Source organism: Aliihoeflea sp. 2WW, from assembly GCF_000497755.1.
In the GTDB taxonomy this organism is placed as follows: domain Bacteria; phylum Pseudomonadota; class Alphaproteobacteria; order Rhizobiales; family Rhizobiaceae; genus Aliihoeflea.
This window is the reverse complement of record NZ_AYOD01000006.1, coordinates 1-19,306: the sequence shown is the minus strand read 5'-3', so window position 1 is coordinate 19,306 and position 19,306 is coordinate 1. Positions and strand designations below refer to the sequence as shown.

Here is a 19,306-nt window from a genome sequence, read left to right as displayed (position 1 = left end):
CTCAAGCGGCGTGTTCGTGATAGGCCGCGCCCGCCGGAACGCTCTTGCCGGCCTTCAGGCTTGCATTGAAGCGGTAGAGCGTCGAGCAGTAGGGGCAGACCTTCTCGTCGCCGTCGCCCATGTCGAGGAACACGTGTGGATGGTCGTAAGGCGGGTTCGCGCCGACGCACATGAATTCCTTGACGCCGATCTCGATGACCGGATGACCCTCGTCGTTTTGGAAATGGGGAATTGCGTGGCCGGCCATGACGGACTCCGAAGATCGTACGAATAGGCCTTGAGCGTTTGCAGCATCGGCCCCACCATTGCAAGATGCGTGATATGAAACTGTCGCAAAAGGCTGGCAGGAACGGGCATTGGTCGCGACGGTCGCGGCGCGCGGGAGCCGGGTGAACAGATGAACGAGATGAAGCCAGTCGAACGAAGCTTTGCAAGCCCGGTGGCAAAGCTCGTCAAGTCGCCGGACGACAATCCGGACCGCTTCGTCAATCGCGAATTCTCCTGGCTGCAGTTTAATCGCCGCGTGCTGGATGAATCGCAGAACCCCAACCATCCGCTCCTGGAGCGGCTGCGCTTCCTGTCGATCTCGGCGACCAATCTCGACGAGTTCTTCATGGTCCGCGTCGCGGGCCTCGCGGGCCAAGTGCGCGCCGGCATTGCCATCAGGAGCCCGGACGGGCGCACGCCAGAGGAACAGCTCGAGCAGATACTGCTCGAGGTTTCGAGCCTTCAGGAAGACCAGCAGAAGAGCTTTTCGCTGCTCGCCGATCTCCTGCGCAAGGAGGGCGTCGAGATCGTCCGCACCGCGCCCCTGTCGAAGGAGGACAAGGCTTGGCTGGAGGACCATTTCCTCGAGGCGATCTATCCGGTGCTGACGCCGCTATCGGTCGATCCGGCGCATCCGTTCCCGTTCATCCCCAATCTCGGCTTCTCGATGGCGCTGCAATTGCGCCATCGCAAGGAGGGGGAGGAGATGTCGGCGCTGCTACGCCTGCCGATGGCGCTCAACCGCTTCATCCGCCTGCCGGACAAGCGCAAGCACACGCGGTTCATCGCGCTGGAGGATGTGGTCGAACTCTTCATCGGACGTCTTTTCCCCGGCTATGAGGTCAAGGGATCGGGTACGTTCCGCATCATCCGCGACAGCGACATCGAGGTGGAGGAAGAGGCCGAGGATCTGGTGCGCCTGTTCGAGACGGCGCTGAAGCGGCGCCGGCGCGGGCAGGTGATCCGCATCGAGTTCGACGACGAGATGCCGGCGGCGCTGCGCGACTTCGTCGCCTCGCAGCTCAATGTCGGCCCCTCGCGCATCAGCGTGCTTTCCGGCCCGCTGGCGATCAGCCAGATTTCGGAAATTGTCTCCCTGCCGCGCGAGGATTTGAAGTTCCAGCCCTTCAACCCGCGCTTTCCCGAACGCATCCGCGAACATGGCGGCGATTGCTTCGCGGCCATCCGCGAGAAGGACATCGTCGTCCACCACCCCTACGAATCCTTCGACGTCGTCGTCCAGTTCCTGCGCCAGGCGGCGCTCGACCCGGACGTCGTCGCGATCAAGCAGACGCTCTACCGCACCTCGAACGACAGTCCGATCGTGCGCGCGCTTATCGACGCCTCGGAAGCCGGCAAGTCGGTGACGGCGCTGGTCGAACTCAAGGCGCGGTTCGACGAGGAAGCCAATATCCGCTGGGCGCGCGATCTGGAGCGCGCGGGCGTGCAGGTCGTATTCGGCTTCCTGGAGCTCAAGACCCACGCCAAGATGTCGCTCGTCGTACGCCGCGAGGACGGCAAGCTGCGCAACTACGTGCACCTCGGTACCGGCAACTACCACCCGATCACCGCGCGCATCTATACGGACCTGTCCTATTTCACCTGTGAGCCGCAGATCGCGCGCGATGTGGCGCAGATATTCAACTTCATCACTGGCTATGCCGAGCCGACCGACCAGATGAAGCTCGCCATTTCGCCCTTCACGCTGCGCCAGCGCCTGCTCGACCACATCCGCGGCGAGATCGACTTCGCCAACAAGGGCAAGCCGGCGCAGATCTGGCTGAAGATGAATTCACTGGTCGATCCGGCAGTGATCGACGCGCTCTACGAGGCGAGCCGGGCGGGCGTCGAGATCGACATCGTCGTGCGCGGCATCTGCTGCCTGCGCCCGCAGGTGCCGGGCCTGTCGGACAATATCCGCGCCAAGTCGATCGTCGGCCGCTTTCTGGAGCACAGCCGCATCTACTGCTTCGGCAACGGTCACGGCCTGCCGTCCGACGAGGCGATCGTCTACATCGCGTCCGCCGACATCATGCCGCGCAATCTCGACCGGCGCGTCGAAACGCTGGTTCCCATCACCAATCCGACCGTGCACGAGCAGGTCCTCGGCCAGATCATGCTCGGAAACCTGATGGACAACCGGCAAAGTTTCGAAGTATTGCCGGACGGCACCTCGCGGCGGATGACGCCGGAGGAGGGGGAAGAGCCGTTCAACGCGCAGGAATATTTCATGACGAACCCGTCGCTCTCCGGTCGCGGAAATGCCCTGAAATCCCATGCGCCGAAACGCATCGCGCGCCACCGCCGCAAGAAGCATGACTAAGGCCGCATGATCGCCACCTCCCAGGGCCGGTTGCAGGACCGGCGTCCGCTGTCGATCATCGACATCGGCTCGAACTCCATCCGCCTCGTTATCTATGAAGGAATCGCGCGCTCGCCGACCGTGCTCTTCAACGAAAAGATGCTGGCGGGCCTCGGGCGCGGCATCGTGACGACCGGCAAGCTCGACCCCGATGGCGTACGCCGCGCGGTTGAGGAATTCGGCCGCTTCCGTGCGCTATCCGAACAGGCGGGCGCAGAAAGCCTGCACGTCATCGCCACCGCCGCCGCGCGCGAGGCGGAAAACGGGCCGGACTTCATATCGCGCGCGGAAGACATCCTCGGCACGAAGATCAAGGTCCTGACCGGCCGGCAGGAAGCCTACTATTCCGCGCTCGGCATCATTTCCGGCTTTCATCCGGCAGATGGCATCGCGGGCGATCTCGGAGGCGGCAGTCTCGAACTCGTCGACGTTTCGGGCGAGACGATCGGCGACGGCATCACACTGCCGCTCGGCGGGCTTCGCCTGCAGGAAATGGCGCAGAACTCGCCAACGGCCGCGACCAAGATCGCGCGCACCGAACTGATCCGCGCGCAGCTTCTGCGCGCCGGGCAGGGCCGCACCTTCTATTGCGTCGGCGGCACCTGGCGAAACCTTGCCCGCCTCCACATGATGGTGAACGGCTACCGCCTCAACGTCATGCACCATTACGAAATGCCGATGGAAGGGCTGTCGGACTTTCTGAAACAGGTGGCTTCCGGCGAACTCGACAAGGTCAAGGGCATCGACCGGATTTCCAAGAACCGGCGCGGGCTCCTGCCTTACGGCGCGACGACGCTGCTCGAAGTCATGCGCTCGATGAAGCCGGAAAAGGTGGTGGTCTCGGCGCTTGGCGTGCGCGAGGGCTATCTTTATTCGCTGCTGTCAGACGAGGAAAAGCAGAAGGACCCGCTGATCTCGGCGGCCGAGGAACTGGCGATCCTGCGTGCCCGCTCGGTCACCCATTCGCGCGAACTGGCCGAATGGACCGGCAAAAGCTTCAGCGCCTTCGGTATCGAGGAAAGCGAAGCGGATTCGCGCTACCGGCAGGCGGCGTGCCTGCTGGCCGATATCGGCTGGCGCGCGCATCCCGAATATCGCGGCACGCAGTCGCTCAACATCATCGCCCACGCCTCGTTCATCGGCGTCGACCATCCCGGCCGCGCCTTCATCGCGCTGGCGAACCTGTTCCGGCACGAGGGCGTCTTCGAGGACTCCGTCTCGCCGGAGATGCGGGCGCTGGCAACGCCCCATTATGTCGAGCGCGCGCGCGTTCTCGGCGCGCTGTTGCGCGTCGTCTATCTGCTCTCGGCCTCGATGCCGGGCATCATTCCGAATCTGACCTGGCGCACGCGGCCCGACGGCACGCTCTGCCTCGTCATCCCTGCCGAACATGCCGGCCTGATGGGAGAGCGCCCCGCCGGGCGCATGGCGCAGTTGTCCAAGGTTCTAGGGCGGCCGATGGAACTGGTGGTCGACGGCGAATAGCTATTCGCCGGCGGCGATATCGAACGCAACGACCCGGCGCTTCTCGAATTTCAAGCCGACCTCGCCGCGCACGAGTTGCAGCGCGCGTTCGCCGAAGACTTCGCGGCGCCAGCCCGATAAGGCAGGAACCGTAGCATTCTCGCCTTCGCCGGCGATCTTTTCGAGATCGTCGCCCGAGGCGAGCACTTTTGGCGCGACGCCTTCCTTTTCGGCGATCAGCTTGAGCAGGACCTTCAGGAGTTCGACCGCTGCGCCCGATCCTTCCGGCTGGTGAACCTGCTTTGGCATTTTGGGAAGCTGCTCCTTCGGCAGATCGAGCGCCTGATTGACGATCTCGAGCAGCGCCGCTGCGGTCGACGAGCGCTCCCAGCCCTTCGGCGTCGAACGCAATCGCCCGAGCGCCTGGCTGTCGCGCGGGCCTTGCTGCGCGATCTCGTAAATGGCGTCGTCCTTGACGACGCGCTGGCGCGGCACGTCGCGCTCGCGCGCCTCGCGGTCGCGCCAGGCGGCCAGCGCCCTGCACGATCGCCAGTTCCTGCGGCTTGCGCACCCGCATCTTGAGCCGCTTCCAGGCATCGTCGGGATGCGGATCGTAAGTCTCGCGGGCCGTAAGGACGTCCATCTCCTCGGTCAGCCAGTGCGCACGGTCTTCGCGCTCGAGTTCGGCGCGCAGATATTCGTAGACATCGATCAGGTAGGTGACGTCGGCGAGCGCATATTCGAGCTGCTTGTCGGAAAGCGGGCGATGGCGCCAGTCGGTGAAGCGCGACGACTTGTCGAGCCGGGTTCCGGTGATCCGCTGGACGAGCTGGTCGTAGGAGACGCTGTCGCCGAAGCCGCAGACCATTGCCGCGACCTGCGTGTCGAAGACGGGATGCGGGATCATGTCGCCGAGATGGAAGACGATCTCGATGTCCTGCCGCGCAGCGTGGAAGACCTTGATGACCTTCTCGTTCGCCATCAGGCGGAAGAAGGGTGCGAGGTCGATGTTTTTGGAAAGCGGATCGACCAAGGCGGTGACGCCGGGCGCGGCCATCTGGATCAGGCACAGGATCGGCCAGAACGTCGTCTCGCGAATGAATTCGGTATCGACGGTGACGAAGCTCGACTGTTCGAGCTGGGCGACGACGGCTTCGAGTTCGGCCTGATCCTGAATGAGATGCATGTCTTGCTTGGCTATCCTGTCGTTTGCTTCTCATTCACAGCCGATCGACCGTGCGTCAACCGGATTCTCGACACGCCTCAGTTCGGCCTGTCGGCCTTGCCCGGCTTGTGCGCAAGCTTGGCGAAGAACGGCGAGGTCCGCAAAAGCGCGGTGAAGCGGCCGCGCTCGGCACGCGGCGGGGCGGCGCGCACGCGCATCCGGTAGAGCGTGACGCAGATGAAGAGCGCATAGACGCCGACCAGATAGAAGAAGAGCGCCGAATTGCCGAACTGCGTCAGCAGCGCCGAAGAGGCGAGGGGGCCGATCACGGCACCGATGGCATAGAAGAACATCAGCGCGGCGGCGACCTTCACATAGCCGCCTTCGCCCGCATTGTCGTTTCCGTGCGCCGCCGCCAGCGAATAGATCGGCATGGCGAAGGCCGAGAATATCAGGATCAGCGCGAAATGGATCAGGCTGCCCGCGTCGGTCGCCAGCGCGAGCGCGAGCGCGGCCAGCATTGCGGCGGCCGAGGTCAGCAGCAGGGTCTTGCGCCGGTCCCAGCGGTCAGACAGGGACCCGAGCGGATATTGCAGCACAACGCCGCCGATGACGCCCAATGAGATGAAGGTCGCGATCTCGCCGACATTCATGCCGATCGACTGCGCGTAGAGCGGGCCGACGAGACGAAACGCGCTGTTGGCAAGCCCCGCGACGGCCGAGCCGATGCACGCGAGCGGCGAAATCAGCCAGACGCTCTTCAGGTCGAGCTTCAGTTCCACCGGCGGTTTGGGGTTCGAGCGGTCGCCGAGCGAGACCGGCACGAGCGACAGCGTGATCATGATCGCCATCACGCCGAAGATCGTGAAGCCCTCGATGCCGAAAAGTGGGATCATGAACTGCGAGAGCGTCGTGCCGACGAGATCGATGACGCGATAGACGGCAGTCGCGCGCCCGCGCGCCTCGTTGCCGACGCTGGAATTTATCCAGCTTTCCATCACGGTGAAGAGGCCGGCAAAGCAGAAGCCAATGATGAAGCGGACGATGATCCACAGCACCGGATCGACGAACAGAACCAGCGTCAGAGTTCCGCTCGCGGCAAGGGCGGCGAGTGCGGCGAAGCAGCGTATGTGGCCGACCGCGCGCAGCATCTGCGTGATCGTCATGCAGCCGAGGAAGAACCCGGCGAAATAAGCCGCGCCGATGACGCCGATGAGGCCGGTCGAAAAGCCTTCCTCCTGGCCCCGCAGTGCGATCAGCGTGCCCTGCAGACCATTGCCGGCGAGCAGGATGCCGGCGGCGAGGAGCAGGGGAAGGAGAGGGCGGATGGAGGTCATGGGAATCCGGGCCGGGTTCTTCGTTCTATAGTCCGCGCCGCGGCGCGAGGCCATGATCCAATCCGGCCCTGAGGGTGACCCCACAGGCATCGTGCGTGGCAGCCAGCGGCTCGAACGGTTGCACTGTGGACGGGGGATCGTCGACGGCGAACGTGCCGCATGGGGATCGGTTCGGATTCGCCAAAGCTGCGCGGCGAGCGTGCTTCACATTATTTGTGAATTTTGCTTATCTCTGTTATGATCGCTCACAAATATGGAGATTCTTATGGCGACAATGACCATTTCCCTGCCGGAGAAGATGAAGGAGTGGGTCGAGGATCAACTCGAAGCCGGCTATTTCGCCAGTTCCAGCGATTACGTCCGCGATCTGATCCGGCGCGACCGCGAGAAGCGAGAGGCGGAGCGCGACAAGGAAGTGCGCATGGAGGAGTTGCGCCGGATCATCGACGAGGGAATGGCGAGCGGCATCAGTACGATGACCTTGGACGATCGCCTTGCGCAGGCCAAAAAGATTGCTCGGGAACGAGGCATTCTGCGTGACTAGGTTCATTGTTTCCGAACGCGCCACGCAAGATCTCATCGACATCACCATAGAAGGCTATCAGCGCTTTGGCGTGATGCAGTCGGACAAGTATCAAGCCGAGCTCGACGAGAAGTTCGCGATGCTCTCCGAGTTTCGCAAGATGGGCCGCCGCGCTGATTCCATTCGCAATGGCCTTCGCCGGCATGAACACGGCAGTCACGTCATCTTCTACGTCGAGGAAAACGAATGCATCGTGATCGTCGCGGTCGTTCACGCCCGAAGCCTGCACGGACTGGACCTTTGAGCTGATCTGCTCAACCATACCGACGACCGGCAAAACTTGACAAAAGCGACACTGCGTGCGCTTGTCGCGCCGATTTTCGGGGTGCCCAGGGCATCCCTCGTTGCCAGCCAGAATTCGGAAGAAACTCCCATGCACGCCTATCGCAGCCACACTTGCGCGCAACTTCGAAAGAGCGACGTCGGCGCGAATGTGCGCCTGTCGGGCTGGGTGCATCGCGTGCGAGATCATGGCGGGCTGCTGTTCATCGACATGCGTGACCATTACGGGCTGACGCAGATCGTCGCCGATCCCGATTCGCCCTGCTTCAAGGTCGCCGAGACGGTGCGCGGCGAGTGGGTGATCCGCGTCGACGGCGTGGTCAAGGCGCGCATGGACGAGACGGTCAACGCGAACCTGCCGACCGGCGAGATCGAGATCTTCGCGCGCGACATGGAAGTCCTGTCGAAGGCGAAGGAACTGCCGCTGCCGGTCTTCGGCGAGCCGGACTATCCAGAGGACATCCGCCTCAAATACCGCTTCCTCGACCTGCGCCGCGAGACGCTTCACCGCAACATCGTGCAGCGCACGAAGATCATCGCGGAAATGCGCAAGCGCATGGCCGATGTCGGCTTCACCGAATATTCGACGCCGATCCTGACGGCCTCCTCGCCGGAAGGCGCGCGCGATTTCCTTGTGCCCTCGCGCCTGCATGAGGGCACGTTCTACGCGCTGCCTCAGGCCCCGCAGATCTACAAGCAGTTGATCATGGTGTCGGGCTTCGACCGCTATTTCCAGATCGCACCCTGCTTCCGCGACGAGGACCCGCGCGCCGACCGCCTGCCGGGCGAGTTCTACCAGCTCGACCTGGAAATGAGCTTCGTCGAGCAGGAAGACGTGCTTGCGACCATGGAGCCTGTGCTGCGTCAGGTGTTCGAGACCTTCGCCAACGGCAAGCCGGTGACGCAGAAATTCCCGCGCATCGCCTATGACGAAGCCATGCGCAAATACGGTTCCGACAAGCCGGATCTACGCAATCCGATCGAGATGCAGGACGTGTCGGACCATTTCCGCGGCTCGGGCTTCAAGGTCTTCGCGAACATTCTCGCCAACGATCCGAAGGCCGAAATCTGGGCCATACCGGTCAAGCATCGCGAGGAGAAGGTTGGTCGAGCCTTTTGTGATCGCATGAATTCATGGGCGCAAAGCGAGGGTCAGCCTGGGCTTGGCTATATTTTCTGGCGCAAGCCTGAGAACCCGTTGGCTATATCGAACGAGGAGTTCAACGAGTTCGATAGCAATGCCGCGTTTGCGAAGCGGAAACGAGAAGAAGATGCTGCACAGGCTTCGGCAAAAAAGCTCGAAGGCGCCGGCCCGCTCGCCAAGAACATCGGCGATGAGCGCACCGAAGCCGTTCGCCAGCAGCTTGGCCTCGACGACGGCGACGCATGTTTCTTCGTCGCCGGCGATCCGAAGAAGTTCGTTTCCTTCGCGGGCGCCGCGCGCACGCGGGCTGGCGAGGAACTGAACCTCGTCGACCGCGACCGGTTCGAACTGTGCTGGATCGTCGATTTCCCGTTCTTCGAATGGAACGAGGACGAGAAGAAGATCGACTTCGCCCACAACCCGTTCTCGATGCCGCAGGGCGGCATGGAAGGCTTGCAGGGCGATGACCCGTTGGCGCTAAAGGCGTTTCAGTACGACATGGTTTGCAACGGCTTCGAAATCGCGTCGGGCGGCATCCGCAACCACCTGCCGGAGACGATGGTCAAGGCATTCGAGATGGTCGGACTCAGCCGAGAGACGGTCGAGGAGCGCTTCGGCGGCCTCTATCGCGCGTTTCAGTACGGCGCGCCGCCACATGGCGGCATGGCGGCAGGCATCGACCGCATCGTCATGCTGCTGGTCGGCGCCAAGAACCTGCGCGAAGTGACCATGTTCCCGATGAACCAGCAGGCGCAGGACTTGCTGATGAACGCTCCGTCGCCGGCAACGCCGCAGCAACTGCGCGAACTGCATTTGCGCGTCGCGCCGACGGCGAAGAAGGACGCGTGACGAATGGCGGGCGGCATGGTTGAGCAGCGTCGCCCGCGCATTCTCCTGACGGGTTTTTCGGTCTTCCCCGGCGCTCCGGTCAATCCGACCGAGGCGCTGGTGGGAAATCTGCGCGAGACACCGCCGTCCATTGATGCCGATCTGAAAACGGCTGTGCTGTCCGTCGAATACGACACGATCGCGGCTCAGCTTGCCGCCCTTTGCGTGGATTTCGAGCCGGACATCGCGCTGCATTTCGGACTTGCGCGCGAATGCCAGGGTTTCCGGCTCGAACGCGTTGCCCGCAACACCAATGCCAAGGCGCGGCCGGACAATCTCGGCAATTTGCCTGCGGCCGCCGCGATCTGCGCCGGTCCAGAGACAATCGCAGCGACACTGCCGCTCGACGAGATGGAGCGACGTCTCGCCGCAGCCGGCCTGCCGGTCGAGTGGTCGGACGATGCCGGCGGCTATCTGTGCAACACGGTCTTCACGCTTTCCGCCGCCCATGCCTGCGACGGTCTGAAGCCGGCAATGACGGGCTTCATCCACGTCCCGCCACTCGACACGGATGCTTCGGCGCCCGGAGCGACCCTATTGCTCGCCGATCTGCGCCGCGGCGCGGACATCATCCTGTCGGCGGCGGTCGACGCATGGAGCGGATCATGATCCGACGTGCACTGCTAGTGCTGGCGCTGGTCGCCACGGCCATTCCTGTCGCCCAGGCCAATTGGGAAGCCGTCGAGCGGGTCGAGCCCTATTCGATCTCCGGCACAACCGGCATCGAGCTCTACCAGTCGATCGGCGCGAACGGCCCCAAGATCGGCATCGGCCGCGCCATCGCCTATACGAATTTCGATCTGAAGTGGTCGCGCGACTACCAGCCCCAGCCGGACGGTTCCTGCGTGCTGGTCACCGCGCGCCCGCATCTGATCATCACCTATGCCCTGCCCAAGCCGTCGAGCAGCCTGTCTGCGGACATGCAGCGCAGCTGGGATCGGTTCATCGAGGGCATCCGCGCCCATGAGAACGTGCATGGCGAGGACATCAAGGACATGGTCCGCGCCATCGAGGCCTATTCGGTCGGCTTGAGCGCGCCCGACGACGCAGGCTGCCAGAAGGTGCGCCAGAAGCTTCAGGCGCGGCTGGGCGAACTTTCGCAGGCGCAGCGCCAGAAGAGCCGGGATTTCGACCGGGTCGAGATGGGCAATGGCGGCAACATCCACCAGCTCATCCTGACCCTCGTCAACGGCTGACTTTGCTCGACGCCTAGTCGTTCGCGGTCACGCTCAGGTTCAACTGCTGCACGAGCGCGTCGGGCGAGGCCATTCCGGCGGCAAGCAGCATCGAAAAGGGGACGGGCTGGGCCGGAGCGGCGCGGATCGTCAGCGATTGCGGGTTGTCCAGGAATTGCGACAGCGCCGCCGTCACCATCTGCGAAAGCTGCGGCGCGTTGATGCCGGCCATCATGAAGGGCAGGACGGCCTTGGTCTGGTTAGCGACGTCGGCCGCCGAGATTTCCTGTTCCTCGGCGGCGAATTCAAGCACGTTCGTGGTCAGTGACGCGTCGTCATAGGTAATTTCCAGCCCATACAGGCTGAGCTGCTGCATCAGGCCGAGCATGGCGAGCCCATGCCGCGATTGCTCCGCCTGCGAACTCGCGGCCATTCGCTCCGAAGTCTCGCGCAACGCCTTGATGAATTCGGGCGTGTAGCCGCTGACGTCGAAGCTGATGCCGAGCGTGCCGGCGTCGTCGACGACGAAATCGTATTGAGACAGCTTCAGCCGCCCGTCGCCTGCGGCCCAGCTTCCGGCAAAGGCCATGCTGCCGGAAACCTGCTCGTAGCCGAGACGCGTCAGGACTTCGGTGTGCTTGGGGTCGTCTGAAACGCTCAGGTCTGCCGTGAAGGCGTCGGCGCCGCCGGTGAAGGCGAGTTCGCCATCGTCTTCAGGCGGCGTGATTTCGACGTTCAGATTGGTGAGGGAAAAAATCTCGCGGCCATCGGTCTCGAGCGTGGCCGCGCCGAGCGCCGCGCGCTCGTAGAAGAAGATTTCCGCACCTCCGACGTCCAAGCCCTCGTTGGGCAGAAAGACTTCATCCATGACCAGATCGGTCAGCGTGAGCGTGCCGCCGGCTTCGGTCGCGGTGTAGGTCGGCATTTCGATGCTGCCGACGCGGTAGCCATTTTCGGCATCCGCGATACCTGTCACCTCGATATCGCCGATCGGCTCGGCCGTGCCTTCAGAGGTGACGGTGACACCGGTGAGAGTGGCGTTCGCGCCCGAAATTTCGGCGTCCGCCCAGTCGAGCGTGACGCCCTGTTCCGCCATCAACACCTTCATGCGCGCTAGCGCGGCGTCGACATCCTGCGCGAATGCGCCCGTCAGCGTGGTTGCAGTGAGCGCGCAGCCGAGCGCCAATGTCTTCATTCCAGTTGCAACGATCTGCATCGAAAAACCTAAATCCTTTGATCTAGAGGACACAGAGCGCAGACGTGGCGAAAACGCAAATGATGTTTCTGTGGCACAAAATCATGGGGTGGCGCTTTTCGGTGGATTGACACGGGGTGCGGCGGCGCGTGGCCTTGCTGCGAATCCCCCGGCTGGTTAAGCCATACCCATGGGAAAAAGCCTTTTGCCGCCTGGCGCCGGAGACGGCGATCATATCGAGCCGGTCGACCTGAAGAAGGCGCTCGAAGAGCGCTATCTGGCCTATGCGCTCTCGACCATTATGCACCGCGCGCTGCCGGACGTGCGCGACGGGCTGAAGCCCGTCCACCGCCGCATCGTCCACGCGATGCGCCTCCTTCGGCTGAACCCCGAGCAGGGCTTCGCCAAGTGCGCCCGCATCGTCGGCGAGGTGATGGGCAAGTTCCACCCGCATGGCGACCAGTCGATCTATGACGCGCTGGTGCGCCTCGCGCAGTCTTTCTCGGTGCGCTATCCGCTCGTCGACGGGCAGGGCAATTTCGGCAATATCGACGGCGATAACGCCGCCGCCATGCGCTACACCGAAGCGCGGATGACCGAGGTGACGACCGAGCTTCTGGCCGGCATCACCGAGGATGCGGTCGATTTTCGCCCGACCTACAATGAGGAGGACGAGGAACCGGTCGTCCTGCCCGGCGCCTTCCCGAACCTTCTCGCCAATGGCTCGTCCGGCATCGCCGTCGGCATGGCGACGTCGGTGCCGCCGCATAACCTCGCCGAACTCTGCAAAGCCGCGCTGCATTTGATCGACCACCCGGACGCCGAGGTCGAGGACCTTTTGACCCGCGAGCCGCACCCGACCGACCCGGACGAGAACATGGTGCGCGGGCCGGACTTCCCGACCGGCGGCATTATCGTCGACGATTTCGACATGATCGCGCAGGCCTACAAGACCGGGCGCGGCTCGTTCCGCGTGCGCGCCAGATGGGAGCAGGAAGACCAGGGCAGGGGCACCTACCAGATCGTCGTCACCGAGATTCCCTATGGCGTCCAGAAGGCGCGGCTGGTCGAGAAGGTCGCCGAACTCCTGCTCGCCCGCAAGCTGCCGCTGCTCGATGACGTCCGCGACGAAAGCGCGGAGGACATTCGCCTCGTGCTGGTGCCGAAAAGCCGGCTGGTCGACCCGGCATTGCTGATGGAATCCGTTTTCAAGCTGACCGAGCTCGAAAGCCGATTTCCGCTCAACATGAACGTCCTGACGCGCGGCAAGGTGCCGAACGTGCTCTCGCTCAAGGGCGTCCTCGTCGAATGGCTGGAGCATCGCAAGGAAGTTCTGATCCGCCGCTCGCGCCACCGGCTGGCGGAAATCGAACGGCGGCTGGAAATCCTCGGCGGCCTGCTGATCGCATACCTCAACATCGACGAGGTCATCCGCATCATCCGCGAGGAAGATGAGCCCAAGAAGGTGATGATCGCCCGCTGGGACCTGACGGATATCCAGGCCGAAGCCATCCTCAACATGCGCCTGCGCAATCTGCGCAAGCTTGAGGAGTTCGAGATCCGCAAGGAGCACGAGGCGCTGACTGCCGAGAAGGCGCAGATCGAAGGCCTGCTCGCCTCCGAGGCCAAGCAGTGGAAGACCATCCGCTGGGAGGTCGAGAAGATCCGCGACAAGTTCGGCTCGCACACCGATCTCGGTCGCCGCCGTACGCAGTTCGCCGACGCGCCGGAGCATGATGTCGGCGACATCCACCATGCGATGATCGAGAAGGAGCCGGTGACAATCGTCGTTTCCGAAAAGGGCTGGCTGCGGGCGATGAAGGGCCACATGGCCGATTTCTCGGCGCTGACCTTCAAGGAAGGCGACAAGCTCAAGCTCGCCTTCCACGCGCAGACGACGGACAAGATCATCGTCTTCACCACGGGCGGCAAGTTCTACACGCTCGGTGCCGACCGGCTGCCGGGCGGGCGCGGGCATGGCGAGCCGATCCGTATCATGGTCGACATGGAAAACGATCAGGACATCCTGACCGCCTTCGTCCACGATCCGCAGCGCAAGCTGCTGCTCGTCAGCCGCGAAGGCTATGGCTTCACCGTGCCGGAAGGCGAAGTCGTCGCCAATACCCGCAAGGGCAGGCAGGTGATGAACGTCAAGTCGCCGGATGAGGCGCGGCTGTGCCTGACCGTTTCGGGCGACCACCTCGCCATCGTCGGCGACAACCGCAAGCTGCTCGTGTTCCCGCTGGTCGAGGTCCCGGAAATGACGCGCGGCAAGGGCGTGCGCCTGCAGCGCTACAAGGATGGCGGCGTGTCGGACGCAAAGACCTTCGCGATGGAGGCGGGGCTGACCTGGACGGATTCGGCCGGACGCGGATTCACCCGCAGCCAGGCCGAGCTGATCGAGTGGATCGGTAACCGTGCCAGCGCCGGTCGCATGGTGCCGAAGGGCTTCCCAAGGACGGGCAAGTTCTAACCAGGAACCATCGTTGCAACCTTGCGTTGGCCTTCACCGACCCAGCCGAGGAGTTCTTGATGAAGTTGCAACTTGCCGCCGCCAGCCTGTTGATCGCTGCCGGACTGTCAATGCCCTCTCTTGCCCAGCCCGCGCCGGGCTCGGTCCCGCTTTCAGAAATTCTCGCAACGATCGAAGCCGAAGACGGTTTTGGCTATTTCGACGAAATCGAATGGGACAGCGACGGCTATTGGGAGATCGAATATTACCGCGCCGACGGTGCCAAGATCGACATCGACATCGATCCGGCTTCGGGGCAACCGCGATAGTCTCGACAGGGCGCCGTAAGGCGCCCTTCGATTTCAGCCTTCGCGCTTCGGCTTCTTCTTCTTGAAGCCGTCGGGGCGCTTTTCGAACTTCGGCTTGCCCGGCTTCTTCGACCAGTCCTTCTTCTCGAACTTCTGGTCCGGCTTCTGGCCGCGATGCGCCGGCTTGGAGTCGCGCGCGAATTCCGGCGTGCCTTCCACCCGCTTTACACGAATACCGCGTTCCAGATCGCCCTTCTTGCCGATGAGCGCGGCAAAGCGGTCGGCGGAGCCGGCGGCGATCTCGACGAAGGTCTCTTCCGGCATCATCTTGATCGCGCCGATGTCCTTCTTGGTCAGGTTCCCGTTGCGGCACAGCATCGGGATCAGCCAGCGCGGCTCGGCATTCTGCTTGCGGCCGATGGACAGCGAGAACCAGACGGCATCGCCGAAGGGCTCGCGCTCCTTGGCGGCCTTGCGATCCTCGACGAAGTTGACCTCCATCAGATCTTCCGGTGCCGAACGCCCGGCGCGATAGGCGCGGACATAGGCGGCGGCGACCTGTTCGGCGCCATGCTTTTCGAGGATCTGGCGAACGAACTCCTCGACGTCCTCGGTGATCGGCTCCGAGAGCGCGGGATCGGCGAGCAGGCGCTCGTCGTCGCGCTGGACGACCTCCTCCGCCGTCGGCGGCTTGCCCCACTGGGCGTTGATGGAAGCACTTTGAAGAAGCCGGCTCGCGCGCTTGCCGGCCTTGTTCGGCACGATCAGAACGCTCATGCCCTTGCGGCCCGCGCGCCCGGTCCGGCCCGAACGGTGAAGCAGCGTCTCGCGGTTGGTCGGAAGGTCGGCGTGGATGACGAGTTCGAGGTTCGGCAGGTCGATGCCGCGCGCGGCAACGTCGGTGGCGATGCAGACCTGCGCGCGCCCGTCGCGCATCGCCTGCAGCGCGTGGGTGCGCTCGTTCTGGCTGAGTTCGCCCGACAGCGCGACGACCGAGAAGCCGCGATTGTTGAAGCGGGCGGTCATGTGGTTGACCGCCGCGCGGGTCGCGCAGAAGACGAGCGCGTTGGTCGGCTCGTAGTAGCGCAGGACGTTGATGATCGCATTCTCGCGGTCGGCATCGGCAACGGTGAGAGCGCGATATTCGATGTCGCCATGCTGGCGCGCTTCGGCAGCGGTCGAGATGCGCACGGCATTGCGCTGGTAGTTCTTGGCAAGTTCGGCGATCGGCTTGGAGACGGTCGCCGAGAACATCAGCGTGCGGCGCTCGTCGGGCGCGGCCTCGAGGATGAATTCGAGGTCTTCGCGGAAGCCGAGGTCGAGCATCTCGTCGGCTTCGTCGAGGACGACGGCGCGGATGTCGTCGAGCTGGAGCGAGCCGCGCGTGATGTGGTCGCGCAGGCGGCCCGGCGTACCTACGACGATCTGCGCGCCGCGTTCGAGCGTGCGACGCTCCGTGCGCATGTCCATGCCGCCGACGCAGGAGGCGACGGTGGCGCCGGTCTCGGCATAGAGCCATTCGAGCTCGCGCTTGACCTGAAGGGCAAGCTCTCGTGTCGGCGCGATGGCGAGCGCCAGCGGTGCGGCGGCGGGGCCGAAACGCTCGTCGTCGCCAAGCAGGGTCGGCGCGAGTGCGAGGCCGAAGGCGACGGTCTTGCCGGAGCCGGTCTGTGCCGACACGAGCGCATCGGCATCCCCGAGTTCGGAGCCGGTCACGGCCTTCTGCACCGGAGTCAGGGAGGAATAGCCGCGCTTTTCAAGTGCGGCGGCAAGCGGAGGCAAAATGCCTTCGAATTCGGTCATCGGTCGTCTTTCGGGAGTGGGCGCGCAGGCGCAACGGGCGCGGCGCTGAATTTTGCGCCTTCCTAACCGGGTTCGGGGGAAAAGTATAGGTTTAGTGGCAATCGGAATCGTGGCGCTAGGCACCCCCCTCTGGCCTGCCTTGACCGCCACCTCAGGCGCCACGTCGAATTCGAGCGGATCGCCTTGATCCGTTATCGCTATGACGCGCCGGGAATCGGGGCGGTCGAGAACGCGCTCGACCGAGGCGGGGATGCCGCCGCCGGTCGCCGACCAGGTGAGATCGCTCGGCCGCAGATAGGCGTCAGCCTTGCCGTCGGCGAGCGCTGGCGCGGCGATGGACGCGCCGCCGAGATCGGCCATGCCGTTGGCGACAGACGCGCCGAGGCGGTTGGTGTCGCCGAGGAATCGCACCACGAAGGCCGATTTGGGCTGCCGCGTCACTTCTTCGGGCGTGCCTTCCTGCACGATCCTGCCCTCGTCGAGAATGACGACGCGGTCGGCAAGGTCGAGCGCCTCTTCCTGGTCGTGCGTGACGAACAACGTCGTGATGCCGAGTTCGGAATGGATTTCGCGCAGCCAGCGGCGCAGTTCGCGGCGCACATTGGCGTCGAGGGCGCCAAACGGCTCGTCGAGCAGCAGCACCTTCGGATCGACCGCGAGCGCACGGGCAAGGGCGACGCGCTGACGCTGGCCGCCGGAAATCTGGTTCGGGAACCGGTCCTGAAGGCCGTCGAGCTTGACGAGGCGAAGCAATTCGCCGACGCGCGCGGCGATGTCGGCCTTGGAGCGCTTCTTCTTCGACACCTTCATGCCGAATGCGACGTTTTCGCCGACCGTCATGTGCGGGAACAGCGCGTAATGCTGGAAGACGAAGCCGACGCCACGCTCGCGCACGGGGATATCGGTCGCATCCTCGTCGCCGAAGAATATCTGACCCTCATCGGCATATTCGAGCCCTGCAACCATGCGCAGGATGGTCGTCTTGCCCGAGCCGGAGGGCCCGAGAAGCGCGACGAGCTCGCCGCTTTCGATGTCGAGCGACACACCACGCACGGCGCGGAACGTGTCGAAGGTCTTGGCGACGTTCTTCAGGGCGATCTTCATGGCTTGGCCTCGACGATGGGGGCGGCAAGTGCGGGACGCGAGCGGCGGCCGGCGCCCTGGCGCTCGAGCAGCACCTTGGCGATGATGGTCACGACGGCGAGCAGCGCGAGGATGGACGCGGCTGCGAACGCGCCGACAGAATTGTAGTCGTGGTAGAGCAGCTCAATGTGCAGCGGCAGGGTGTTGGTCTGGCCGCGAATGTTGCCCGAGACGACGGACACCGCACCGAATTCACCCATCACGCGGGCGTTGCACAGGACGACGCCATAAAGCAGCGCCCATTTGATGTTGGGCAGCGTGACGGAGAAGAACGTGCGCCAGCCGGACGCGCCGAGCGAGGTCGCGGCTTCTTCAAGGTCGCGCCCTTGCGCCTGCATCAGCGGGATGAGTTCGCGGGCGACGAAGGGTGCTGTGACGAACATCGACGCGAGGACGATGCCGGGCAGGGCGAACAGCACCTTGATCTCGGCCGATTGCAGCATCGGCCCGAACAAGCCCTGCAGTCCGTAGACGAAGAGATAGGCGACGCCCGCGACGATCGGCGAGATCGAGAACGGTATCTCGATGATGACGATCAGGAAGCGTCGGCCCCAGAAATCGTACTTCGTCACCGCCCATGCGGCAGCGACGCCGAAGATGGTGTTGATCGGCACCGCGATCAGCGCGGTTGCGACAGTCAGGAAGATCGCATGGCGGGTATCGGGATTGGCGATGGTCGCGCCGAAATAGCCGACGCCCATCGAAAAGGCCTGAACACCGATGACCAGGAGCGGGGCGAGAATGAGAAGCGCGCCGGTGATCAGCACGAGGCCGATGAGCGTGCGGCGGATGGCCGGCCTGTCGCCGATCCTTGGCGGGCGTCCTGTCGCATGTCGCATCGTCAGGTCCTCGCCGTGTAGCGCAGCGCGCGCGCCTGCATGAAATTGGTCACCGCGAGCATGACGAAGGCGGTTATCAGCATGACGGAGGCGATCGCAGCGGCAGCCTGGTAGTCGTATTCCTCAAGCCGGATGAAGGCGAGAAGCGCTGTGATTTCGGTCGAAAAGGGCTGGTTGCCGGCGATGAAGATGATCGCGCCGAACTCGCCGAGGCTGCGCGCGAAGGCAAGCGACGTGCCGGCCAGAAGTGCGGGCCAGAGGATCGGCAGGATCACGCGCCAGAAGATCGATAGGTCGCTGCCGCCGAGCGACTGCGCGGCTTCCTCGAGCGCCGGGTCGAGGTCTTCGAGCACCGGCTGCACGGTGCGCACGATGAAGGGCAGACTGGTGAACGCCATCGCGATCATGATGCCGATCGGCGTATAGGCGACGCGGATGCCGGCATCCAGAAGCGGGCCGCCGAACCAGCCATTGGGGGCGAAGAGGGTGGTCAGGGCGATACCGGCAACGGCGGTCGGCAGGGCGAAGGGCAGGTCGACGATCGCGTCGACGAGGCGCCGTCCGGGAAAGGAATAGCGGACGAGAACCCAGGCGAGCGCGAGACCGAAGACGAGGTTGAAGAACGTGGCGGCCAGTGCGGACAGCACCGTGACGCGATAGCTGGCCACCGCGCGCTCGGAGGAGATGATGTTCCAGTAGGCTTCCGGCCCGAGGCTCGCGGCCTTGAAGACCAGCGCGCCCAGCGGCAGCGCGATGATGAGGCCGACATAGAAGAGCGTGATGCCCAGCGAGAGTGGCAGTCCGGGGATGACGCGGCGGCGGCTCATGACGGCTTGGACGGGTTGTGCGAGACACCCCCCTCTGGCCTGCCGGCCATCTCTCGACAGGGCGCCGTAAGG

The 19,306-nt window shown here is 64.0% G+C and carries 15 protein-coding genes and 2 pseudogenes; 9 read left to right on the top strand and 8 right to left on the bottom strand.

Annotated elements, in window-relative coordinates; all coding sequences use genetic code 11:
• Position 1: 1 nt before the first annotated feature.
• Positions 2-247, bottom strand: coding sequence for a zinc-finger domain-containing protein (locus ALII_RS0104630; protein ID WP_024586157.1), 246 nt, complete (start codon positions 245-247; stop codon positions 2-4).
• 150 nt (positions 248-397) lie between these two features.
• Here ALII_RS0104630 and ALII_RS0104625 point away from each other — a divergent pair, with 150 nt between their 5' ends.
• Together ALII_RS0104625 and ppx are read left to right on the top strand one after the other, a co-directional pair.
• Entirely contained in the window at positions 398-2,590 is a 2,193-nt protein-coding gene (locus tag ALII_RS0104625) for an RNA degradosome polyphosphate kinase (protein WP_029660203.1), read from the top strand.
• A gap of 6 nt (positions 2,591-2,596) precedes the next feature.
• Positions 2,597-4,114 carry an exopolyphosphatase gene (ppx, locus tag ALII_RS0104620; protein ID WP_024586156.1) on the top strand — a complete coding sequence of 506 codons (1,518 nt, stop codon included), beginning with the start codon at positions 2,597-2,599 and terminating at the stop codon, positions 4,112-4,114.
• Here the strand turns inward: ppx and rnd are convergent.
• Positions 4,115-5,279 (bottom strand): annotated as a pseudogene (rnd, locus tag ALII_RS21020) (ribonuclease D). It abuts the gene before it with no gap.
• A gap of 77 nt (positions 5,280-5,356) precedes the next feature.
• Positions 5,357-6,595, bottom strand: a complete 1,239-nt coding sequence (locus ALII_RS0104610; RefSeq protein ID WP_024586155.1) for an MFS transporter — start codon at positions 6,593-6,595, stop codon at positions 5,357-5,359.
• Between the two features lie 274 nt (positions 6,596-6,869).
• On the opposite strand from ALII_RS0104610, the gene ALII_RS0104605 reads away from it, so the two are divergent.
• The 5 genes from ALII_RS0104605 (at position 6,870) to ALII_RS0104585 (ending at position 10,688) form a co-directional block, all read left to right on the top strand.
• Positions 6,870-7,139, top strand: coding sequence for a type II toxin-antitoxin system ParD family antitoxin (locus ALII_RS0104605; RefSeq protein ID WP_244437302.1), 270 nt, complete (start codon positions 6,870-6,872; stop codon positions 7,137-7,139).
• Positions 7,132-7,422 (top strand): type II toxin-antitoxin system RelE/ParE family toxin, encoded by a 291-nt coding sequence (locus ALII_RS0104600; protein ID WP_024586153.1) that lies wholly within the window; start codon positions 7,132-7,134, stop codon positions 7,420-7,422. Before ALII_RS0104605 ends, ALII_RS0104600 begins: the two co-directional genes overlap by 8 nt.
• Before the next feature lie 129 nt (positions 7,423-7,551).
• Positions 7,552-9,453 (top strand): aspartate--tRNA ligase, encoded by a 1,902-nt coding sequence (gene aspS, locus ALII_RS0104595; protein WP_024586152.1) that lies wholly within the window; start codon positions 7,552-7,554, stop codon positions 9,451-9,453.
• A 15-nt stretch (positions 9,454-9,468) separates the two neighbouring features.
• On the top strand, positions 9,469-10,101 hold the full coding sequence (locus tag ALII_RS21545) for a hypothetical protein (RefSeq protein ID WP_051375771.1): 633 nt from the start codon (positions 9,469-9,471) through the stop codon (positions 10,099-10,101).
• Positions 10,098-10,688, top strand: coding sequence for a DUF922 domain-containing protein (locus ALII_RS0104585; RefSeq protein WP_024586150.1), 591 nt, complete (start codon positions 10,098-10,100; stop codon positions 10,686-10,688). Before ALII_RS21545 ends, ALII_RS0104585 begins: the two co-directional genes overlap by 4 nt.
• Before the next feature lie 13 nt (positions 10,689-10,701).
• Here the strand turns inward: ALII_RS0104585 and ALII_RS0104580 are convergent, their stop codons facing one another.
• A complete protein-coding gene (locus ALII_RS0104580; protein WP_029660201.1) occupies positions 10,702-11,883 on the bottom strand; it encodes a hypothetical protein in 1,182 nt (393 codons plus the stop codon).
• 169 nt (positions 11,884-12,052) lie between these two features.
• Here ALII_RS0104580 and parC point away from each other — a divergent pair, with 169 nt between their 5' ends.
• Together parC and ALII_RS0104570 are read left to right on the top strand one after the other, a co-directional pair.
• The gene (parC, locus tag ALII_RS0104575; RefSeq protein WP_024586148.1) at positions 12,053-14,335 is read left to right on the top strand and encodes a DNA topoisomerase IV subunit A; all 2,283 of its coding nucleotides are present in this window, start codon (positions 12,053-12,055) and stop codon (positions 14,333-14,335) included.
• 26 nt (positions 14,336-14,361) lie between these two features.
• Positions 14,362-14,643: a PepSY domain-containing protein gene (locus tag ALII_RS0104570; RefSeq protein ID WP_244437300.1), complete on the top strand. Its 282-nt coding sequence runs from the start codon at positions 14,362-14,364 to the stop codon at positions 14,641-14,643.
• Between the two features lie 33 nt (positions 14,644-14,676).
• On the opposite strand, the gene ALII_RS23060 is transcribed toward ALII_RS0104570, so the two are convergent.
• The 4 genes and pseudogenes from ALII_RS23060 to cysT form a co-directional block, all read right to left on the bottom strand.
• Positions 14,677-16,425 (bottom strand): DEAD/DEAH box helicase, encoded by a 1,749-nt coding sequence (locus ALII_RS23060; protein ID WP_024586146.1) that lies wholly within the window; start codon positions 16,423-16,425, stop codon positions 14,677-14,679.
• A gap of 393 nt (positions 16,426-16,818) precedes the next feature.
• Positions 16,819-17,529: pseudogene (cysA, locus tag ALII_RS23055) on the bottom strand (sulfate ABC transporter ATP-binding protein); the annotation flags it as partial.
• Complete coding sequence (cysW, locus tag ALII_RS0104560; RefSeq protein ID WP_024586145.1) at positions 17,526-18,407, bottom strand: sulfate ABC transporter permease subunit CysW; 882 nt, start codon at positions 18,405-18,407, stop codon at positions 17,526-17,528. The pseudogene cysA and the gene cysW, both read right to left, overlap by 4 nt.
• 2 nt (positions 18,408-18,409) lie before the next feature.
• Complete coding sequence (gene cysT / locus ALII_RS0104555) at positions 18,410-19,234, bottom strand: sulfate ABC transporter permease subunit CysT (protein WP_024586144.1); 825 nt, start codon at positions 19,232-19,234, stop codon at positions 18,410-18,412.
• Positions 19,235-19,306: the final 72 nt, after the last annotated feature.